Raw genomic sequence first — 20,336 nt, 5'->3', positions numbered from 1 at the left:
GCGACCCCAGGGTCGCCTCTCTTGTATCGGTCCGGTGGTGGCTTCAGCCAAGCTTGGCGCCGTTTTGCACCGCCTGCTCGGGGATGGCGATCACCACGGCGCCGTCCGGCCGGTAGAAGCCGGTCAGCAGAAACTCCGACTGGATCGGGCCTATCTGTTTGGGGGGGAAGTTCACCACGGCGACGATCTGGCGGCCCACCAGCTCCTGCGGTTGGTAGAGATCGGTGATCTGGGCGCTGCTCTTGCGCACCCCGAGCTCGGGGCCGAAATCCGCCCACACCTTGTAGGCCGGGCGGCGCGCCTCGGGGAAGGGCTCGACCCGCACCAGGGTGCCCACCCTGAGCTCCACCATCTCAAAATCCTGCCAGCTTATGGTCTGCATCTTGGCTCCTCGTTGCCCATACCTTGCATGAGCCTCAGCATGCCTCGAAACGACCTGCGCCGTCTTCGGCAAACGGCCGCCCGGTTACGGCAAGCGGCCGTTTTGTTGGCGCCAGCGGGAAGGGGTCAGTCCGGTTTCGGCCAGGAAGCGCTCGGCGAAGGCCCCCTGATTCTGGTAACCGCAGCGGCTGGCCACGTCGCCGACGGGCAGGGCGGTGTGGGCGAGCAGGGTGCGTGCCAGCGCCATGCGCCGCGCCCGGATGTAGTGGGAGACGCTCATCCCCACCTGCTGCTGGAAGGCGTGCTTGAACTGGCTCTGGCCGAGGCAGGCGATGGCGGACAGCTGCTCGTTGCTGAGGGGCTCGGCGAGATGCGCCTCGATATGGCGCTGCACCTTGCCGATGCGCGGGGCGAGGCGGGCACGGCCGCGCGAGCCTGCCTGCTGCGCCTCTGCCAGCAGACCCAGCCACACCTGCTCCATGCCGGCCACGTGGCGCCCCTCGGCCACCATGCGGTGCAGGAAGGCGAGGTAGTGGCGCTGGGCCTCGTCCAGCTCGATGAAGGGGCGCTCACCCAGCTCGCCGGGCAGCCAGTGGCTCTCCTGCACCAGAAACGAGAGCGCCGGATCGGCGGCATAGTCGTGCCGCTCACCGGGGGCGATGATGCAGGCAAAGCCGGGTGCAAGCCGCCGCCCCTGGCCCTGCACCTCGATCTCGATGGGACCGTCGAGGGGGATCACCAGCTGGGCATGGTCGTGGCTGTGGCTGCAGATGTCGCTCTGGTAGCGACGCAGGCTGAAAGGGGCGGATAGCGATGACGCGGCCTGGGGCCGCGTCATCGAAGGGGGTTTGCTGTTTGGCATCTGCTGCAGGATTACTCGGCGTCGAAATCTTCGATCTCTTTGCCCAGCGCTTCCATGATGGCACGCGCCTCGGCAGGGACGCTGTCCGGATGATCCTTGCGCAGATCTTCGTCGCAGGGCAGCGGCTGACCGGTGAAGGCGTGCAGGAAGGCTTCGCAGAGCAGCTCGCTGTTGGTCGCATGACGCAGGTTGTTCACCTGGCGACGGGTGCGTTCATCGGTCAACACCTTCAGCACCTTGAGCGGGATCGAGACGGTAATCTTCTTGACCTGTTCGCTCTTCTTACCGTGTTCCGCGTAGGGGCTGACGTAGTCGCCGTTCCACTCTGTACCCATGATCCACCTGTTCTCATTTAGCCGTGAGCGCGGATTTTAACCCTTAAGGAATTTAATGGCAATCCAACAGCAAAGCCATTTAGACGTCTAGAAGTGTTGACGGCCTTTTTAAGCTGGCGTAGTGTGGTTCACCATGAGCCTGCAATGGCGGGATGGCGCGTGGCAGAAACAGCATGCCAGCGTGTGAAGAGACATCAAGGAGAGTGACATGACCCACAAGGCCACCCAGGCGGTACTTTGTATCGGAAGATCGAGACAGAACGATCGCACAGTCACGGCGCCAAGGAGAGCATCATGAGTCATAAAGCCACACTGGCAGTACGCACCGGGATTGAGACAGACACACAGCACGGTGCCGTGGTGCCGCCCATCTACCTCTCCAGCAACTACACCTTTGCCGACTTTGGCGAGCCCCGTCAATACGATTATGCCCGCTCCGGCAACCCGACCCGCACCAATCTGGCGGACGCGCTGGCGGCGCTGGAAGGGGGCGCCGGCGCCGTGGTGACCGGCACCGGCATGGGGGCCGTTCATCTGGTCACCACCGCCCTGCTCAAGGCGGGGGATCTGCTGATCGCCCCCCACGACTGCTACGGCGGTACCTGGCGCCTGTTCGAGTACCTGGCGGCCAAGGGCCATTACCGGGTGCAGTTCGTCGATCAGGGGGATGCGGCGGCACTAGCCGCCGCGCTGGCCCAGCAGCCCGCACTGGTGTGGGTGGAGACCCCCTCCAACCCGCTGCTGCGGGTGGTGGACATCGCCGCCATCGCCGAGGCGTCCCACGCGGCGGGCGCCAAGGTGGCGGTGGACAACACCTTCCTCTCGCCGCTGCTGCAACAGCCGCTGGCGCTGGGGGCCGACCTGGTGGTGCACTCCACCACCAAGTACATCAACGGCCACTCCGATGTGGTGGGCGGGGTGGCGATCGCCAAGGAACCCGAGCTGGCCGACTCCCTGGTGTGGTGGGCCAACTGCCTGGGGCTCACCTCCGGGGCATTCGACTCCTACCTCACCCTGCGCGGCTTGCGCACCCTGGCCCCCAGGTTGCGCACCCATCAGGAGAACACCGACCGCATCCTCGCCTTCCTGCAGCAGCAACCGCTGGTCAAACGCATCTATCACCCCAGCCTGCCGAGCCATCCGGGCCACGATATTGCGCGCCGTCAACAGTCCGGCTTCGGCGCCATGCTAAGTTTTGAGCTCGATTGCAGCGAGGCGGGCATTCGCGCCTTCCTGGCGGCCCTCACCCTCTTCTCGGTGGCCGAATCCCTCGGCGGGGTGGAGAGTCTGGTGGCCCATCCGGCCAGCATGACCCACAGGGCCATGACCCCGGCCGCCCAGCAGGCGGCAGGCATCAGCGCTCAGCTGCTGCGCCTGTCGGTCGGTATCGAGCACGGTGAGGATCTGGTGGCCGATCTGGCCGCGGCGTTTGCACAGGCACAGCAGGTGGCGAAGTAATGGAACAGCAGCAACAAGGAGAGATCGCGGTGGCAACAGAAGCAGGCTTGAAGCGACGTCACGTCCACAAATTCGGTGGCAGCAGTCTGGCGGATCCGGTCTGTTATCGCCGGGTCGCCAGCATTCTCGAACAACAAGCCGAGCCGCAGGGGGGCGGGCGAGAGCTGGTGGTGGTCTCCGCCGCCGGCAAGACCACCAACCGGCTGATCCAGCTGGTGGAGCTGGCCGAAGCCGGGGATGAAGCCGCCGGCGAGGCCATCTCGGCTCTGCAGGCCTATCAACAGAGCCTGATCGACGGCCTGCTGGAAGGGGAACTCCACCTCGAACTGAGCCAGCAGCTGGCCGACGACATGCAGCTGATCGCCAAGACCCTGGAGGGGCAGTTTGACCGCTTCGAGCGCAACGGTCTGCTCGCCTTTGGCGAGGTATGGTCGGCGCGCCTGTTGGCGGCCCTGCTCACCAGTCGCGGCGACAAGGCCATCTGGCTCGATGCCCGCAGCTTCCTGCGCGCTGAGGATGGCGCTCTGGTCAAGGTGGATACCGCGCTGTCCAGCGAACTGCTCAAGGCGCGGCTGGCGGAACACGCCGGGCGCATCGTGGTGACCGGCTTTATCGCCGCCGACATGGAGGGACGCTCCCTGCTGCTCGGCCGCAACGGCTCCGACTACAGCGCCAGCCTGTTGGCCCTGCTGGCGGACGGCGAATCCACCACCATCTGGAGCGACGTGGCCGGGGTCTACAGCGCCGACCCGCGCCGGGTCAAGGAGGCGCGCCTGCTGGAGCGTCTGAGCCTGGCTGAAGCGAACGAGCTGGCCCGCCTCGGCTCCTCGGTATTGCACTCGCGCACCCTGCAGCCAGTGGCCGACAGCCGCCAGCGCCTCACCCTGCGCTGCAGCTACAACCCGGACGAGGGCTGCACCCACATCCTGCGCCGTGCCCCGCGCTCCGGCGGCGCCCGCATCGTCTCCTCGGTGGATCAGATCGCCCTGATCGAGCTCAAGGTGCTGCCGCAGACCCATTATGAGCAGACGGTAGCAGCCATCGAGGCCCATCTGGCCCGCCATCGCCTCAACCCGCTCACCTTGCAGCGCCAGCCGGATCGCCGGATCCTGCGCCTCGCCTACACCCTCGAGGTGGCGCAGGGAGCGTTCGAGCTGCTGCGCGACTTCCAGCTGCAGGGCAGCTTCACCGGTCTTATCCAGCGCGAAGGCTACAGCCTGGTGGCGCTGGTGGGGGCCGGCGTCACCGACAACGCCGAACAGTGCCACCGCTTCTACCAGTTGCTGGCGGATCAGCCGCTGGAGTTCGTGCAGGTCGCCAAAGACGGCCTGAGCCTGGTGGCCGTGCTGCGCCAGGTGGTGCTGGAGCCCCTGCTGATCGCCCTGCACAGCGCCCTGTTCAGCCGCCCGAACCGGGTCGGTCTGGTGGTGTTCGGCAAGGGCAATATCGGCGGCCACTGGCTGAACCTCTATGCCCGCGAGAAGGCGCGCCTCGAGCATGAACTGAACCTGGCGCTCACCCTCTACGGGGTGTTCAGCTCGGAAGGGGGCCTGCTCGATGAAGAGGGGCTGGATCCGCTCAAGGTGCAGGACAACTTCAATCCCAAAGCGCTGATCTGGCCCGAACTGCTGGCCCAGCTGGAGCAGCACGGCTTCGATACCCTGATCGCGCTGGACATGACCGCCAGCGAGACGGTGAGCCGCTACTACCCGGACTTTGCCCAGCTCGGCATTCACATCATCGCCGCCAACAAGTTTGCCGGCGCCGCCGACAGCGAGTTCTACCAGCGCATCAAGCAGACCTGCCGCGACCATCAGGTGCAGTGGCGCTACAACGCCACCGTGGGCGCCGGGCTGCCGATCCAGTCCAGCATCCAGATGCTGCGCCAGAGCGGCGACCGTATTCAGGGGGTCTCCGGCATCTTCTCCGGCACCCTCTCCTGGCTGTTCCAGCAGTATGATGGCACTCGCCCCTTCTCCGATCTGGTGGACGAGGCGTGGCAGCACGGCCTGACCGAGCCGGATCCCCGCGAGGATCTCTCCGGCCAGGATGTGCGCCGCAAGCTGCTTATTCTGGCGCGGGAGGCGGGTTTCGAGCTCGACTCCGCCGACATCGAGCTGGAGAACCTGGTGCCTGTCTCCCTGCGCAAGGTGAGCACGGATCAGTTCATGGACAGGCTCAAGGAGTTGGATGACCCGATCCAGACCGCCTTCGAGGGGGCACGCCGGGTCGGCAAGGTGCTGCGTTACGTCGCCCGCTTCGAGCATGACGGCAAGGCGCGGGTCGGGCTGGAGGCACTGGAGCCCCACCACCCGTTCGCCAACCTGCTGCCATGCGACAATATCTTCGCCATCGAGAGCGACAGCTATCGCACCAACCCGCTGGTCATTCAGGGGCCGGGCGCAGGCCGGGAAGTGACGGCCGCCGCCATCCAGTACGATCTCTGGCAGATTTGTGCCAGCCTGTAACAGCAAACAAGCCGTTCAGCAAAAGAGGCGCCACTGGCGCCTCTTTTTATTTTATTGTTTAGCGCCAGGTTTTTAGGTCTGCCGGCTGATTTCCCTATCCCGTAAGCGGCCCGTTTTTTAGCTTCTTCAACAGGTTGCTGGCAGGAGTCAGGTAATAACCGGACTTGCACATGTAGCATGAACGGGCATTGCTCCCGCACAGACTGGTCAAGAACGGGTACGGTATTGGTTCCCCCTCTTATTCGCTGAGGCGAGTACGCTTGTCCAGGTCGCGAGACAGGATGTCGAGCGAGTGGCGCCGGGCCATGGATGGCCCGTCGGCGCGTGCCGTCGGACATGCGGGTGAGCCGAAGGTACCCGACGTAGTCGGGCGAAGAAGCGGGGGAGAAGACCTTTGGTGACTTTGGGTCTTTCCAAAGTCACTCGCCCCAGCCCGAAGGGCGGGCGACACCCCTTCGAGACCTGCAGGCTTGCATCCACCATCCTATAAAGCTGTAAAGCGAGCGATTGCGCCTGATAGTTAATCGACCCTGCGATTCCATGGCAACGCCTAACAACCAAGGATTCTCCAGCAACCCGGTTCTAGTGGGCCCTGTAGATATGACAAAGGGCGCCGAGACGCCCTTTGTCATTGAGGGGAGCTTGATAGCCCCGACTATCAACCGGTGTTGCGCATACCGGCTGCGATGCCGGCGATGGTAACCATCAGCGCCTGATCCAGCTCGGGATGCAGGGTCTCGGCATGGTTGCGCGAGCGGCCCAGCAGCTCGACCTGCAGCACGTTGAGCGGGTCTGTGTAGGGGTTGCGCAGCTTGATGGACTCCTTGATCCAGGGCTGGTCGTCGAGCAAGTCGCCCTGCGGGCGCAGCTCCAGCACCACCTGGATGGAGTCGGCAAGCTCCTGACGCAGCTGTTTGCCGAGGCCCCACAGCTCTTTGGGCACCAGCCGGGTGTCGTAGTACTCGGCCAGCCAGACGTCAGCCTTGAGGAACACCATCTCCAGCATTTCGAGGCGGGTGCGGAAGAAGGGCCACTGGCGGCTCATCTCTTCCAGCACGCCCTTCTGGCCGTCGGCGATGGCTTGCTGCAGCCCCTTGTGGGCGCCGAGCCAAGCCGGCAGCATCAGCCGGTTCTGGGTCCAGGCGAAGATCCAGGGGATGGCGCGCAGGCTCTCGACGCCGCCGTTGGGTTTGCGCTTGGAGGGGCGCGAGCCGAGCGGCAGCTTGCCGAGCTCCATCTCCGGGGTGGCGGCACGGAAGTAGGGCACGAAGTCCGGATGACCGCGCACGATACTGCGGTAGTGATCGCAGGAGACAGACGCCAGCTGCTCCATCACGGCGCGCCAGCACTCCTTGGGCTTGGGCGGCGGCAGCAGGTTCCCCTCCAGCACGGCGCTGGTGTAGAGGTTGAGGCTCTGGATGGCCACCTTGGGCAGGCCGAACTTGAAGCGGATCATCTCGCCTTGTTCGGTCACCCGCAGGCCACCGCGCAGGGATCCCGGCGGTTGCGACAGGATGGCCTGATGGGCAGGCGCGCCACCGCGGCCGACGGTACCGCCACGGCCGTGGAACAGTGTGAGGCGCAGATTGTTGGCCTCGGCCAGTGCCACCAGGGATTCCATGGCGGCGTACTGGGCCCAGCCGGCGGCCATCATGCCCGCGTCCTTGGCGGAGTCGGAGTAGCCGATCATCACGTACTGACGGCCCTGGATGTAGCCGCGATACCAGTCCACCGACAGCAGGCGCTCCATCACGGCGGTACCCGCCATCAGGTCTTCCTGGGTCTCGAACAGCGGGGCGACCGGCATGCGGAACTTGCAGCCAGCCTCTTTCAGCAGCAGCTGCACCGCCAGCACGTCGGACGGTGCGCCAGCCATGGAGATGATGTAGATGCCGAACGCATCGGGATCGTGCTGGGCGATGACCTTGCAGGTATCCAGGGTCTCGCGGGTCTCGTCGCTCGGCTCCCAGTCGGTCGGGATGAGCGGGCGGCGGGAGTTGAGTTCGCTCAGCAAGAAGGCTTGCTTGTCATCTTCGCTCCACTCGGCGTAGTCGCCCATGCCGAGGTAGCGGGTCAGCTCGGAGAAGACCTGGCCGTGGCGCTCGCCATCCTGGCGGATGTCCAGCTTGACCAGGTGGATGCCGAAGCAGGCCAGCTTGCGCAGCACGTCCAGCAGCATGCCGTCGGCGATGTTGCCCATGCCGCAGGCGTGCAGGGAGTGGTAGCAGAGCTCCAGCGGCTCGCGCAGCTGGGCGGTGGTCTTGACCAGATCCCGGCTCTCGCTCGCCTGGCCCTGCACCTTGGCGGTGAGGAACTCCTGGGTCTCGCGCAGCTGTTCGCGCAGCTCGCGTACCAGGGCGCGGTAAGGCTCGGGGTGATCGCCGACCCGCTCGCGCACGGCGTCGGTGCAGTCGGACATGGAGAGCTCGGAGGTGAGTTCCTTGATGTCCTTGTAGAACAGGCTCACCGCCATCCAGCGGCCCAGCTCCAGCACTTCGGCGGTCACCTTGGCGGTGACGAAGGGGTTGCCGTCGCGGTCGCCGCCCATCCAGGAGGTGAATTTGACCGGCGCGGCATCCAGCGGCAGCCGCACACCCAGGTGGTGTTGCAGCCGTTCGTCCAGATTGCGCATGAATTCGGGGATGGCCGGCCACAGGCTGTTTTCCACCACGGCGAAGCCCCATTTGGCTTCGTCCACCGGGGTTGGGCGCTGTTCGCGGATCTCGTTGGTGTGCCAGGCCTGGTTGACCAGCTGTTCGATGCGATTGAGGATCTTGTCCCGCTCGCGGGGCAGCAGATCGGAGAGCTCCAGCGCCTCGAGGCAGTCGTTGAGCTGCACATGCTTGTGGATCAGGGTGCGACGGGTCACCTCGGTGGGGTGAGCGGTCAGCACCAGATCGATGTCCAGCTCGCGCACGGCCTGGATGATGGCCTCTTGCGACAGGTTGGAGGCTTTCAGCTTGTCGAACATCTGCTCCAGCGGATCCGGGGTGCAGACCTGCTCTTCGCAGCGACGGGAGATGGTGTGGAACTGTTCGGCCACGTTGGCCAGGTTGAGAAACTGGCTGAAGGCGCGGGCCACCGGCAGCAGCTCGTCATCGCTCAGGTTGCGCAGGGTATCGAGCAGACGTTCCCGGTCTGTCTCATTGCCTTTGCGGGAGGATTTGGCCAGCTGGCGAATGGTTTCGATCTTGTCGAGGAAGGCCTGTCCCTGATGATCCTTGATGGACTTGCCCAGCAGTTGACCCAGCATGCCTACGTTGGCGCGTAGTGCGGCGTACTTTTCGTTCATTCCACATCCTTATCTTGTTGGTGCCTGACACCCATCCGGGGTGAGAGACGACCTCACTTATTGTTGTGCGATTACAACATATGCTCCGTCATCTTAGGGTGACAATCTACCCAGATTGTCTGCGCAAGGTCAAATAACAGGCCGATTCAGAACATGTATTTCCATCACCTGTCCCGAGGTGCGATGTCATGTAACTTACTTACATTCCCGTCAATTCAGAGACAGAAATGGCGGATCAGGTGCTGCAATACGCGGGTGGTCGGCTTGACGAACGACAGATCCAGATATTCGTCCGGCTGGTGGGCCTGGGCGATGTGGCCGGGGCCCAGCACTATGGTTTCACAACCGAGCTGCTGGATGAAGGGGGCCTCGGTGCAATAGTTCACGGATTCGGCGGCCCGCCCGCTCGCCCGCTCGGCCTCGCGCACCAGCTCGGAGTCGCCGTTGCAGGCGTAGGCGGGGATCGGCTCGTGCAGGTGCTGCAGGTGCAGGCAGCCAGGCTGGTGAATTTCGATGGGGGAGAGCGCCTCTTTGAGCATGCCCATCAGTTCGTCGGGGCCCACCTGCGGGGTGGGGCGCATGTCGATGTGCAGTTCGCAGCAGCCGCAGATGCGGTTCGGGCTGTCGCCCCCCTGGATGTAGCCGAGGTTCAGGGTCGGTTGCGGCACGGCGAATCTGTGGTCGGCGTACTTCTCCTTCAGGCTGTGCTGCAGCTTGAGCACCTGGCCCATGGCCTGGTGCATGATCTCCAGCGCGTTGATGCCGTTGGCGGGATCCGAGCTGTGACCACTCTTGCCGGTAATGCGGATGGCTTCCGACATGTGCCCCTTGTGGGCCACCACCGGCACCAGCCCGGTCGGCTCGCCGATCACCGCGTAGTCGGGTTTCAGCTCAGCTGCGGCAGCGATGGCCCGGGCCCCCGCCATGGTGGTCTCTTCATCGGCGGTAGCCAGGATGCGCAGCGGCTTGTTGAGCGTCTTGAGATCGATCTCCTTGAGCGCCTCGACGATAAAGGCGAAGAAGCCCTTCATGTCGATGGTACCGAGGCCATAGAGGCGGTTGCCCTCTTCGGTCACCTTGAAGGGATCCTTGCGCCAGGCGCCCTCATCGAACGGCACCGTATCGGTGTGGCCCGCCAGCAGCAGCCCCCCTTCGCCCTGACCTATCGTCGCCACCAGATTGAATTTGCCCGGCAGATCGGGCAGGGCGGTTACCTCGCATTGAAAACCGAGCTGACCGAACCAGTCGGCTAGCAGCCGGATCACCGCCTCATTGCTCTGATCCCAGCGGGGATCCGTGCTGCTGATGGACGGAATCGCAATAATATTCTTGTAGAGTGAAAAAAAATCCAGATTGGCCACCTGCTCCTCCTTGCTTCCCCGGAATGTTTCTGTTAGAAAATACAAATGCAAAGTGAGTGCATGAATATTCTGTAAGTTTGCCTGAATACGTGGCTCATCGACAAGGCTTCTAGTTGTAAGGGAAAGTTAATGTTCTGTCACCTGATCTATAACCGACGACACACACCCGCCTGAATTGCCCCTCCGCACTTGTGCATGGGGCATCGAACCCCCTTGTGCACCGCAGCACCATGCTGTGAATCTCGAACTCTGACTTGGAATACTCAACATGCTTAACACCGTTATCGTCGGTGCCAGTGGCTACGCGGGAGCCGAGCTGGCCGCCCTGGTCCAGAACCATCCACAACTCAAGCTGTTCGGCCTCTATGTTTCCGCCGGCAGCCAGGACGCCCACAAGCGTTTCTCTTCTCTGCATCCCCAGTGGGTCGGCGCGCTCGATCAGCCGCTGCTGCCGCTGGACGAAGATGGCATGACCCGGATCCTGACCCAGGCCGATCTGGTGCTGCTGGCCACCGCCCACGAGGTGAGTGCCGAGCTTGCACCCAAGTTTCTCGCCAAGGGGCTGCCGGTGTTTGATCTCTCCGGCGCCTTCCGGGTCAGGGATCAGCAGTTCTACGCCTCCTACTACGGCTTCACCCACGACAGCGAGCAGTGGCTGGATCAGGCCGCCTACGGCCTGGCCGAGTGGAATGCCGCAGCGGTCAAAGCGGCCCAGCTGATTGCCGTGCCAGGTTGCTACCCGACCGCCTCTCTGTGCGCCCTCAAGCCGCTGCAGCAGGCAGGACTGATTGCCAAGGGGTGGCAGCCCATCATCAACGCCGTCTCCGGGGTCTCCGGTGCCGGTCGCAAGGCAGCCATCAACACCAGCTTCTGCGAGGTGAGCCTCAACCCCTACGGCACCTTCAACCACAGGCACCAGCCGGAGATCAGCCACCACCTCGGCAAGGAGGTGCTGTTCCAGCCTCACCTTGGCAACTATGTGCGCGGCATCCTGGCCACCATCTATGTGCAGCTGGCGGATGGCGTGACCCCCACTCAGGTGGATCAGGCCTTCCTCAAGGCTTACGAAGGCAAGCCGCTGGTGCGTCTGACCGGCCAGATGCCCTCCATCCGTGGCGTCGCGGGCACCCCGTACTGCGACCTCGCCTGGCAACAGCAGGGCAACATGCTGGTGGTGGTCTCCGCCATCGACAACCTGCTCAAGGGGGCCGCCTCACAGGCCATGCAGTGCATAAATATCAAATTCGGATTTGAACCGGCCACCGGCCTGATTTAAGGACTCAAGGAAGGATCGCAACGATGAACAAGCAGACTCTGGTAATCAAGTTGGGCGGTGCACTGATCGAGAACGACGAGGCGCTGACCGCCCTGTTTGCCACCCTCAAGACCTTTCTGGACGAGCAGCACAGACCCCTGGTGCTGGTGCATGGCGGCGGCTGCCTGGTGGATGACTTGCTCAAGGGGCTGGGGCTCACCTCCACCAAGAAGAACGGTCTGCGGGTGACCCCGTTCGAGCAGATCCCCTTCATCGCTGGCGCGCTGGCCGGTACCGCCAACAAGCAGATGATGGCCAAGGCCATCGCCACCGACATCCCGGCGGTGGGACTCTGTCTGGCGGACGGCGGTCTGTGCCAGGTGACCCAGCTCGACCCGGATCTCGGTGCCGTCGGCGAGTGCAAGCCGGGCAACCCGGCACTGGTGGCAGGGGTCCTCGGTCAGGGCTTCCTGCCGGTGGTGAGCTCCATCGGCATCACCGCCGAGGGGCAGCTGATGAACGTCAACGCGGATCAGGCGGCCACCGCCATTGCCGAGGCACTGGGCGCCGACCTGGTGATGCTGTCGGATGTGAGCGGCATCCTGGATGGCAAGGGCAAGCTGGTGCCCCAGCTCGACAAAGTGACCGCGCTGGATCTGATGGAGAAGGGGGTGATCAGCGACGGCATGGCGGTCAAGGTGAAAGCCGCCCTGCACGCTGCCGAGACCCTGGGAAAACCGGTCTGCGTCGCCAGCTGGCGCTACCCGGATCAGCTGCTCAAGCTGCTGGCTGGCGGCGCGGTCGGCACCCAGGTAGCCATTTGATCTCCACCGGAACAAGGAATATCCGATGCAACATCTTCTGAAAGACAGTGATCTGAACAAAGCCCAGATTGAAGCGCTGATTGCCCTGGGCAAAGCGGTCAAGGCCGATCCGAAAAAGTACGGCCAGGCACTGGCGGGCAAGAGCGTGGTCACCCTGTTCGAGAAACCCTCCCTGCGTACCCGGGTCACCTTCGACATCGGCATCGCCAAGCTGGGTGGCCACAGCGTCTATCTGGATCAGCAGAACGGCGCGCTGGGCAAGCGGGAGTCGGTGAAGGATTTCGCCGCCAACCTGTCGCGCTGGTGTGATGCCATCGTCGCCCGGGTGTTCGATCACCAGACCCTGGTCGAGCTGGCCGAGCACGGCACAGTGCCGGTGGTGAACAGCCTGTGCAACCTCTACCACCCCTGTCAGGGGCTGGCCGACTTCATGACCATTAGCGAGCACTACGGCGATCTGTCCAAGGTGAAGCTGGCCTATCTCGGCGATGGCAACAATGTCAGCCACTCCCTGCTGCTGCTGGGGGCGACCCTGGGTACCGACGTGACCTTGGTCTGCCCGAAAGGCCACGGCCCGGATACCCAGATCTTCCTGCAGGCCCAGGCGCTGGCGGCCCAGTCTGGTGCGACCATCCACATCAGCGACGACGTGGCGGCCATCGAAGGGTTTGACGTGGCCTACACCGATACCTGGGTCTCCATGGGTGACAACACGCCAATGGAGCAGGTAAAAGATATCTTTATGCCTTATCAGATCAACCAGGCCCTGCTCGACCGCACCGGCATCCAGCACGTGCTGCACTGCCAGCCGGCGCACCGGGAGCTGGAGATCACCTCTCAGGTCATGGATGGGCCTGGCTCCCTCATCATGGACGAGGCAGAAAACCGGATGCATATCCAGAACGCCGTACTGCTGACCCTGCTTGGGCACAAATAACGGCAACCGACCCCAAATAACACCCTTTTATCGAATCATCATGGAGAGAAGTAAATGAGCGGAATCAACAAGATCGTACTGGCTTACTCGGGCGGACTGGATACCTCGGCCATCATTCCCTGGCTGAAGGAAAACTATGATGCGGAGATCATCGCTTTCGTCGCCGACGTCGGTCAGGAGCGTGACGATCTGGAAGGGATCGAGCAAAAAGCCATCGCCTCCGGCGCCACCAAGTGCATCGTCAAGGATCTGCGGGAAGAGTTCGTCAAAGAGTACGTCTACCCGACCCTGAAGACCGGCGCCGTCTATGAGGGCACCTACCTGCTGGGTACCTCCATGGCCCGTCCGGTGATCGCCAAGGCGATGGTCGAGGCGGCGCTGGCGGAAGGGGCCGATGCCATCTCCCACGGCTGCACCGGCAAGGGCAACGACCAGGTGCGTTTCGAAGGTGCGGTCGCCGCGCTGGCGCCCCAGCTGAAAGTGATCGCCCCCTGGCGTCTGTGGGACATGCGCTCCCGGGAAGATCTGCTGGCCTACCTGGAGACCCGCAACATCCCCTGCAAGGCGACCCTGAAGAAGATCTACAGCCGCGATGCCAACGCCTGGCACATCTCCACCGAGGGTGGCGAGCTGGAGAGCACCTGGAACGAGCCGTCCGAAGCGGTCTGGCAATGGACCGTGCCCGCCGAGCAGGCACCGGATCAGCCGGAGTACGTCAAGCTGACCGTGGCCCAGGGTGAAGTGGTGGCCGTTGACGACCAGCCACTCAGCCCGCACCAGATCCTGATGACCCTGAACGAGCGTGCCGGCAAGCACGGCGTGGGCCGCATCGACATCACCGAAAACCGGATGGTGGGCATGAAGTCCCGTGGTTGCTACGAAACCCCGGGCGGTACCGTGATGGTCGCCGCACTGCGCGCCGTGGAAGAGCTGGTCTTGGATCGCCCGACCCGCGCCTGGCGGGAAAAGCTGGGTGCCGAGTTCTCCCACTTGGTCTATGACGGTCGCTGGTTCACCCCGCTGTGCAAGGCCATTGTCGCCTCTGCCAACGCCATCGCCGAAGATCTCGACGGTGAAGTGGTGCTGAAGATGTACAAGGGTCAGGTCACCGCGGTGCAGAAGAAGTCGCCGAACAGCCTCTACTCCGAAGACTTCGCCACCTTCGGCGCCGATGAAGTGTACGACCAGAGCCATGCCGAAGGCTTTATCCGTCTCTACACCCTGGCCAGCCGGATCCGCGCCATGAAGGAGCAGCACCAGGCCATCGGTGGCGATCACACCCACGGCTAAGCAAGCGCGATAACCCGTTGATTCCGTTGAGGGGGCATGGCCCCCTCTTCTATAGGTTGAGGGCATGGCTCCTGAGCCATCATCGGCGGGTGTGACAAGAGCGGCAGCGCCTCGACCGCTTCTGTGAGATAACAGGCTCGCAGAAAAACAGGGCACGATTTCAAGCTCGGTGGCCAGGGGCCGCTGACAACGCATTCAAGGAGAGCAGTATGGCACTTTGGGGTGGACGCTTCAGTCAGGGAGCCGATAGCCGGTTCAAGCAGTTCAACGATTCGCTGCGGTTTGATTACCGGCTGGCGGAGCAGGATATTCAGGGCTCCATGGCCTGGGCCAAAGCGCTGGTCAAGGTGGGCGTGTTGACCGCTGATGAGCAGGGCAAGTTGCAGCAGGCGATGGAAGTGCTGCTCGCCTCGGTACAGCAGGATCCCCAGCAGATCCTGAGCTCGGACGCCGAAGATATCCACTCCTGGGTCGAGAGCCAGCTCATCGCCGCTGTCGGCGATCTCGGCAAGAAGCTGCACACCGGCCGCTCGCGCAACGATCAGGTCGCCACCGACCTGAAACTCTGGTGCAAGGCCCAGGGCGAGCTGCTGCTCGGCTCCATCACCGCCCTGCAACAGGGGCTGGTCGCCTCCGCTCGCGAAAATCAGGCCGCGGTACTGCCCGGTTACACCCACCTGCAGCGGGCCCAGCCGGTCACCTACGCCCACTGGGCACTGGCCTATGTGGAGATGCTGGAGCGGGATTACTCCCGGCTGCAGGATGCCCTCAAGCGCCTCGACACCAGCCCGCTCGGCTGCGGCGCGCTGGCGGGCACCGCCTACGCCATCGATCGCGAAGCCTTGGCGCTCGACATGGGCTTTGCCGGCGCCACCCGCAACAGTCTGGATTCGGTCTCCGATCGGGATCACGTGGTGGAGCTGATGCACGTGGCGTCCCTCTCCATGACCCACCTGTCGCGCTTTGCCGAAGATCTCATCTTCTACAACACCGGCGAGGCGGGGTTTGTCGAGCTGTCCGATGCGGTCACTTCCGGCTCGTCGCTGATGCCGCAGAAGAAGAACCCGGATGCGCTGGAGCTTATTCGTGGCAAGACCGGCCGGGTGGTCGGCGCCCAGATGGGCATGCTGATGAGCCTGAAGGCGCTGCCGCTGGCCTACAACAAGGACATGCAGGAAGACAAAGAGGGGCTGTTCGATGCCCTCGACACCTGGCACGACTGCCTCGACATGGCGGCGCTGGTGCTGATCGATCTGAAGGTCAATGGCGAGCGCACCATGGCGGCGGCCCAGGGCGGCTACGCCAACGCCACCGAGCTGGCGGACTATCTGGTGGCCAAGGGAATTCCGTTCCGTGAGGCGCACCATATCGTCGGCGAGACCGTGGTCTACGCGATCCAGGTGAAGAAGCCGCTGGAGGAGCTGACCATCGGCGAGTTCCAGCGCTTCAGCCCGGTGATCGAGTTCGACGTCTACCCCAATCTGGAGCTGGAAGCGACCCTCGCCAAGCGGGTTGCCAAAGGCGGCGTCGCCCGCGAGCAGGTTGAGGCAGCCCTGACTGCCGCCGAAGCTTGGCTGGCCAAGCGCGGCTGATTGCCGAATTGGATAAAACGAAGAGGGCTCAGGCCCTCTTTTTTATGTCTATGCCATCGCCTGCCACTCCCGATTGCGCAAGAATGGGCTTCTGCATGGACGCCAATGCCTCGCTCAAGGAGCCTTTATGTATCAACCACCCCATTTTGCCGTTACCGACTCCGAGACCCTGCACCAGCTGATCCGGGCCTATCCGCTGGGGGCCCTGATCACTCATGGTGAAGAGGGACTGGATGCCAACCATCTGCCGTTCGAGTTGGATGCTGGAGAAGGGGAACATGGTGTCCTGCGTGCCCATGTTGCTCGCAACAACCCGCTCTGGCAGGAGGTGAAAGACGGCGACGACGTGCTGGTGATCTTCAGGGCTGCTGATAGCTACATCTCCCCCAACTGGTATCCGGGCAAGCATGAGCATCACCAGCAGGTGCCGACCTGGAACTACAGCGTGGTGCATGCTCACGGTCGCATCCAGATCCGCGACGATGCCCGCTTCGTGCGCCGGCTGCTGGCAAATCTGACTCGTCACCATGAGGCCGGAGAGCCGACCCCATGGAAGATGGCGGATGCGCCGCGAGACTATCTCGAAACCATGGTGCAGGCGGTTGTCGGCATCGAAATCGAGATAACCGGGCTGGTCGGCAAGTTCAAACTGGGTCAGAACAAGGAGGCGGCGGATCGCCTGGGAGCGGCCAATACCTTGCAGGAGCGCGGGCAGACCGCGCTGGCTGAGGCAATGCTGAGTCCACCTTCCTCACTACCCTAGCGTGGCAGCATGAGGTCCGGCCCGACAAAAACGGCAACCTCCAGGTTGCCGTTTTTCATGGTTCCACTCCCGTTCACGCGCTGGCATTGAGCAGCTTGCCGACGCCTTCCCCCTTGCCGTTGGGCAGGGTTTGCTTGAAGGCGTAGAGCAGTTGATCGAGGTTGAGGTCGCTGTTGCCAAGGGAGCCCTTGAGGGTGTCGAGCTCGCTCTGCAGCGCGTCGAGGCGGGTGCTCTGGGTGCCGTCGGCCAGCTGGGTGCGGGCGGCGTCGATGGCCTGGGACAGCGACTGGCCCGAGTACTCCTGACCCAGGGTCTGCATCAGCGCCCCCATGAAGTGATTGATGGCGGGGCGGTTTTGCTCGCTGTTGGCATCCTTGACTCCCAGCCGCTGGAACAGGCTCTGCACCGTGGGGGCGAGCCGTTCTTCCTGGACGGGGGGCTCGGCCTTGGCCTGTGGCGTGCCATCGCCGAGCAGCTTGCTGCCGAGCTTGAGGGCAAGGGAGGCGAGGGGAAGCAGGGTGCTTATGGCGATCATGATGTCACTCTCCGTACGACTGATGTCATGACGGAGCAGGGAATGGGCCAGCTTGGCGAAAATTCAGCCTGAAAATGGCAGGGGACTGATCCAGCTGTGAATTTAGTTTTTGCCTGGCAGGAGGCGGGTGAGCACAGGAGGGGGCGGCGGCAAACCCTTGCAGCCCGGGGGCTGGCCGGTTTGCCGCCCGGCTTGCCGGATCAGAGCTCCTTGAATGGGCGGCGCTTCTCCTCCTCGATGACGATGGCCTCCAGATTGGCGATGCGCTCCTGCAGCTGGTTGATGAGCACGTCCTGTTTGCCGAGGCGGTCGGTGATGCGAATATCCCCCAGCTGGTAGCGGGCCCGCTTGCTGAGAAAGCCGAACAGTGCGCTGATGAAGACGATCAGCACGATACCGGTCCACATGGTCATGAGTGACTCCTTGCCGATGAACAAACGAGAAAACAGCCTGATTGCCTTCTGTTGTCTCATACCCGATTGCCGGCTGCAATGGCCGACAATCGGGCACTGCGACCCGCGTCAGATCGTCTGCCAGAGCGGGCGGCCGAGCCAGAGCCCCCACAGGGTGAGGTGCAGCAGCACGATGAACCAGAACACCCTGCGATAGCTCCCCTTCTGGGTCTTGTGACGCAACCAGTGGCGGGCCACCAGGGCACCTGGCCAGCCGCCGAACAGCTCCAGCAGGTGGAGCCGGGATTCGGGGATGCGCCAGCCACCGCGAATGGCCTGGCGCTTGTCGTGGGCGTAGGCCAGCACCGTCAGCAGGCTCATGGTGGTGACGATGGCCAGCGGCCACCAGTTGGTGTCGACCAGGCCGAGCCAGGCGGTCCACAGCAGGGGAAGCAGGGCGAGCCAGATCACAGGGCCAGCTCCCAGCCACGGGGGGCATCCGAGCTCAGGCTGCGGATCACGCGCGCCGGGTTGCCCACCGCCACCGAGTCGGCCGGGATGTCGCGGGTGACCACGGCGCCGGCACCTATGATGGAGCGCGGCCCTATGGTGACGCCGGGGCAGATGATGGCGCCGCCGCCAATCCAGCAGTCATCGCCGATCCGCACCGGCTTGTTGTAGGCGGTCCAGTTGCGTCGCTCCAGATAGTCCATGGTGTGGGTGGCGGTGTAGATCTGCACGTTGGGGGCCAGCAGCACATGGCTGCCTATATGCACCTCGCCCACGTCGAGAATGGTGATGTTGAAGTTGAAGAAGGTCTTCTCGCCGATGTGGATGTTGCGGCCGAATTCGCAGGTGAAGGGAGTGCTGATCCAGCAGGAGTCGGGGCAGTGGCCGAACAGCTCGCCGCACAGGCGCTGGCGCAGGGCTTCGTCACCGGCCGGAGAGGCGTTGAGTTGTGCCAGCAGCGCCTGACCACGGATCCGGTCGTTCGCTATCTCCTCGCTCTGGCTGTCCAGGGCGCCGCCCGCCAGTACCTTGTCCCAATCGCTTGCCATGCTACAGCTCCTCTCATGTGCCAAGAGGAGCCAGTATACGCGAGCACTCTGGCGGCGTCAGGCTGTCACTTGCTGCAAGTTCAGGCGCCGGGCCAGATCAGCGGCAGGATCAGCAGGGCCGAGACGAAGTAGGGCAGCAGCACCCGCAGCCCCAGCCGGCGGCCGCCGATCCCCAGGGCCAGCAGCCCCTTCACCAGCGAGTTGACCAGCCCGGCCAGCAGGATGCCGCGGGCCGCCACCTCCAGCGCCAGCTCCTTGTGGGAGAGCTGGGAGAGCGACAGGGTGATGGCGTCCACGTCGGTGATGCCGGAGACCAGCGACAGCAGGTAGACCCCGGAGTTGCCCACCTTGCTCTGCAGCAGGGTGGCCATGAAGCCGATCAGCGCCAGCAGCAGGCCGAACTTGATGGCGGTGGCGAGATCGAGCGGGTTGCTGGTCTGGGGCTGCACCGGGCCGTCGGTCAGTTCTTCGCGCTGGCGCCAGAACCAGAAGGCGAAGCCGTAGACGGTGGCTGCCAGCAGCAGCAGGGGCGCTGCGAGGCGCATCGCCAGCTCGCTGTGAATGAGCAGCACCAGCACCAGCAGCCGCAGCCACATGGTGGCCCCCGCCAGCAGGATGCCGGTGGCCAGCAGCCGCTCCAGCCCGCCCTGCTCCTTGTTGAGGCGGGCGAACTGCAGGGTGAGGGCGGTGGAGGAGGCGAGCCCCGCCAGTATGCTGGTGAGCACCAGTCCGGCGCGGGTGCCGAGCAGGCGCACCGCGAAGTGGCCGCAAAACGAGATGCCGGCGATCACCACCACCATCAGCCAGATCTTGAAGGGGTTGAAGGCGTCGAGTGGCCCCATCTCCTCGTTGGGCAGCACCGGCAACAGCACCAGCGAGATGAGCAGAAAGCGCAGGGTGGCGTGAAATTCGGTCTCGCTCAGAAACAGCATCCCCTGCTGGATCTTGCCCTTGAGCCCCATCAAGAGGGCCGCCAGTACGGCGCAGGCCACCGCCTCGCTCGGGCTCAGCAGCACCGACATCAGCCCCAGCAGATAGGTGAGCAGCATGGCCACCGAGCTGGTGAGGCCGAACTCCCCCTGCCAGCGCTGGGCCAGCCAGACCGAGAGGCCGCAGCCCGTCACCACCGCCAGCAGGCCGAGCAGCGGCAGCCAGGGGCCTAGGGTGGGCAGCAGCAGGGCGCAGACCCCGCCGAGCAGGCCGATGAGGCCGTAGGTGCGCATCCCGGCGATGCGCTGGTTGTCCCCCAGCTGGCGCACCTGCCAGCCCCGCTCCAGTCCGATGATGAGGCCGATGGCCAGCGACACCAGGGCGCCATTGACGGGTTCTGCATTGATCCACATAACGACTTCCTTTTTGTCATCTGCCTGCCTTGTTTCCATGATGGCACAGCCGGCACCGGGCCAGCGCGGCCTGGCTCACAGAGTGCGCGAATGACGCCTGTGGCCTCCTGATATGAGCAAATGAGATAAGCAAAGCGTTATTTCTTGGTTCTCGGCATAACAAGCCCACGGCATGCTGCATTCAACCCAA

The 20,336-nt window shown here is 63.8% G+C and carries 18 protein-coding genes; 8 read left to right on the top strand and 10 right to left on the bottom strand.

Going from position 1 to position 20,336, the window contains the following annotated elements; genetic code table 11:
- Positions 1-43: 43 nt before the first annotated feature.
- The 3 genes from PG881_RS04290 to metJ form a co-directional block, all read right to left on the bottom strand.
- Positions 44-382, bottom strand: a complete 339-nt coding sequence (locus PG881_RS04290; RefSeq protein ID WP_010635217.1) for a tRNA-binding protein — start codon at positions 380-382, stop codon at positions 44-46.
- 84 nt (positions 383-466) lie between these two features.
- Complete coding sequence (locus tag PG881_RS04285) at positions 467-1,219, bottom strand: AraC family transcriptional regulator (RefSeq protein ID WP_270798115.1); 753 nt, start codon at positions 1,217-1,219, stop codon at positions 467-469.
- 35 nt (positions 1,220-1,254) lie between these two features.
- Complete coding sequence (gene metJ / locus PG881_RS04280) at positions 1,255-1,578, bottom strand: met regulon transcriptional regulator MetJ (RefSeq protein ID WP_005308521.1); 324 nt, start codon at positions 1,576-1,578, stop codon at positions 1,255-1,257.
- Between the two features lie 294 nt (positions 1,579-1,872).
- On the opposite strand from metJ, the gene metB reads away from it, so the two are divergent.
- Positions 1,873-3,036, top strand: a complete 1,164-nt coding sequence (metB, locus tag PG881_RS04275; protein WP_270798114.1) for a cystathionine gamma-synthase — start codon at positions 1,873-1,875, stop codon at positions 3,034-3,036.
- Positions 3,036-5,504, top strand: coding sequence for a bifunctional aspartate kinase/homoserine dehydrogenase II (locus PG881_RS04270; protein ID WP_270798113.1), 2,469 nt, complete (start codon positions 3,036-3,038; stop codon positions 5,502-5,504). The genes metB and PG881_RS04270 overlap by 1 nt, the downstream gene beginning before the upstream one ends.
- 658 nt (positions 5,505-6,162) lie before the next feature.
- Here the strand turns inward: PG881_RS04270 and ppc are convergent.
- The gene (ppc, locus tag PG881_RS04265; protein ID WP_017408960.1) at positions 6,163-8,796 is read right to left on the bottom strand and encodes a phosphoenolpyruvate carboxylase; all 2,634 of its coding nucleotides are present in this window, start codon (positions 8,794-8,796) and stop codon (positions 6,163-6,165) included.
- A 215-nt stretch (positions 8,797-9,011) separates the two neighbouring features.
- A complete protein-coding gene (gene argE, locus PG881_RS04260; RefSeq protein ID WP_270798112.1) occupies positions 9,012-10,157 on the bottom strand; it encodes an acetylornithine deacetylase in 1,146 nt (381 codons plus the stop codon).
- Positions 10,158-10,425: 268 nt separating this feature from the next.
- On the opposite strand from argE, the gene argC reads away from it, so the two are divergent.
- From argC to PG881_RS04230, 6 genes are all read left to right on the top strand, one after another.
- Positions 10,426-11,433 (top strand): N-acetyl-gamma-glutamyl-phosphate reductase, encoded by a 1,008-nt coding sequence (argC, locus tag PG881_RS04255; RefSeq protein ID WP_270798111.1) that lies wholly within the window; start codon positions 10,426-10,428, stop codon positions 11,431-11,433.
- A gap of 23 nt (positions 11,434-11,456) precedes the next feature.
- Positions 11,457-12,236: an acetylglutamate kinase gene (gene argB, locus PG881_RS04250; RefSeq protein WP_270798110.1), complete on the top strand. Its 780-nt coding sequence runs from the start codon at positions 11,457-11,459 to the stop codon at positions 12,234-12,236.
- A 25-nt stretch (positions 12,237-12,261) separates the two neighbouring features.
- Complete coding sequence (locus tag PG881_RS04245; RefSeq protein WP_171282074.1) at positions 12,262-13,173, top strand: ornithine carbamoyltransferase; 912 nt, start codon at positions 12,262-12,264, stop codon at positions 13,171-13,173.
- A 54-nt stretch (positions 13,174-13,227) separates the two neighbouring features.
- Entirely contained in the window at positions 13,228-14,463 is a 1,236-nt protein-coding gene (locus PG881_RS04240; RefSeq protein WP_016349361.1) for an argininosuccinate synthase, read from the top strand.
- A gap of 209 nt (positions 14,464-14,672) precedes the next feature.
- The gene (gene argH, locus PG881_RS04235; protein WP_270798109.1) at positions 14,673-16,055 is read left to right on the top strand and encodes an argininosuccinate lyase; all 1,383 of its coding nucleotides are present in this window, start codon (positions 14,673-14,675) and stop codon (positions 16,053-16,055) included.
- A gap of 127 nt (positions 16,056-16,182) precedes the next feature.
- Complete coding sequence (locus PG881_RS04230) at positions 16,183-16,818, top strand: FMN-binding negative transcriptional regulator (protein WP_270798108.1); 636 nt, start codon at positions 16,183-16,185, stop codon at positions 16,816-16,818.
- A gap of 73 nt (positions 16,819-16,891) precedes the next feature.
- Here the strand turns inward: PG881_RS04230 and PG881_RS04225 are convergent, their stop codons facing one another.
- From PG881_RS04225 to PG881_RS04205, 5 genes are all read right to left on the bottom strand, one after another.
- Positions 16,892-17,353 (bottom strand): hypothetical protein, encoded by a 462-nt coding sequence (locus PG881_RS04225; RefSeq protein WP_270798107.1) that lies wholly within the window; start codon positions 17,351-17,353, stop codon positions 16,892-16,894.
- Positions 17,354-17,553: 200 nt separating this feature from the next.
- A complete protein-coding gene (locus PG881_RS04220) occupies positions 17,554-17,766 on the bottom strand; it encodes a hypothetical protein (protein ID WP_016349365.1) in 213 nt (70 codons plus the stop codon).
- A 108-nt stretch (positions 17,767-17,874) separates the two neighbouring features.
- The gene (locus tag PG881_RS04215; RefSeq protein ID WP_043168168.1) at positions 17,875-18,216 is read right to left on the bottom strand and encodes a DUF1294 domain-containing protein; all 342 of its coding nucleotides are present in this window, start codon (positions 18,214-18,216) and stop codon (positions 17,875-17,877) included.
- On the bottom strand, positions 18,213-18,803 hold the full coding sequence (locus tag PG881_RS04210) for a sugar O-acetyltransferase (protein WP_270798106.1): 591 nt from the start codon (positions 18,801-18,803) through the stop codon (positions 18,213-18,215). Before PG881_RS04210 ends, PG881_RS04215 begins: the two co-directional genes overlap by 4 nt.
- Before the next feature lie 80 nt (positions 18,804-18,883).
- Positions 18,884-20,146, bottom strand: a complete 1,263-nt coding sequence (locus PG881_RS04205; RefSeq protein ID WP_016349368.1) for an MgtC/SapB family protein — start codon at positions 20,144-20,146, stop codon at positions 18,884-18,886.
- Between the last annotated feature and the right edge of the window lie 190 nt (positions 20,147-20,336).

The sequence above is a fragment of the Aeromonas sp. QDB54 genome (assembly GCF_027707385.1).
Lineage (GTDB): Bacteria > Pseudomonadota > Gammaproteobacteria > Enterobacterales > Aeromonadaceae > Aeromonas > Aeromonas hydrophila.
This window is presented reverse-complemented; position numbering and strand designations above follow the sequence as displayed.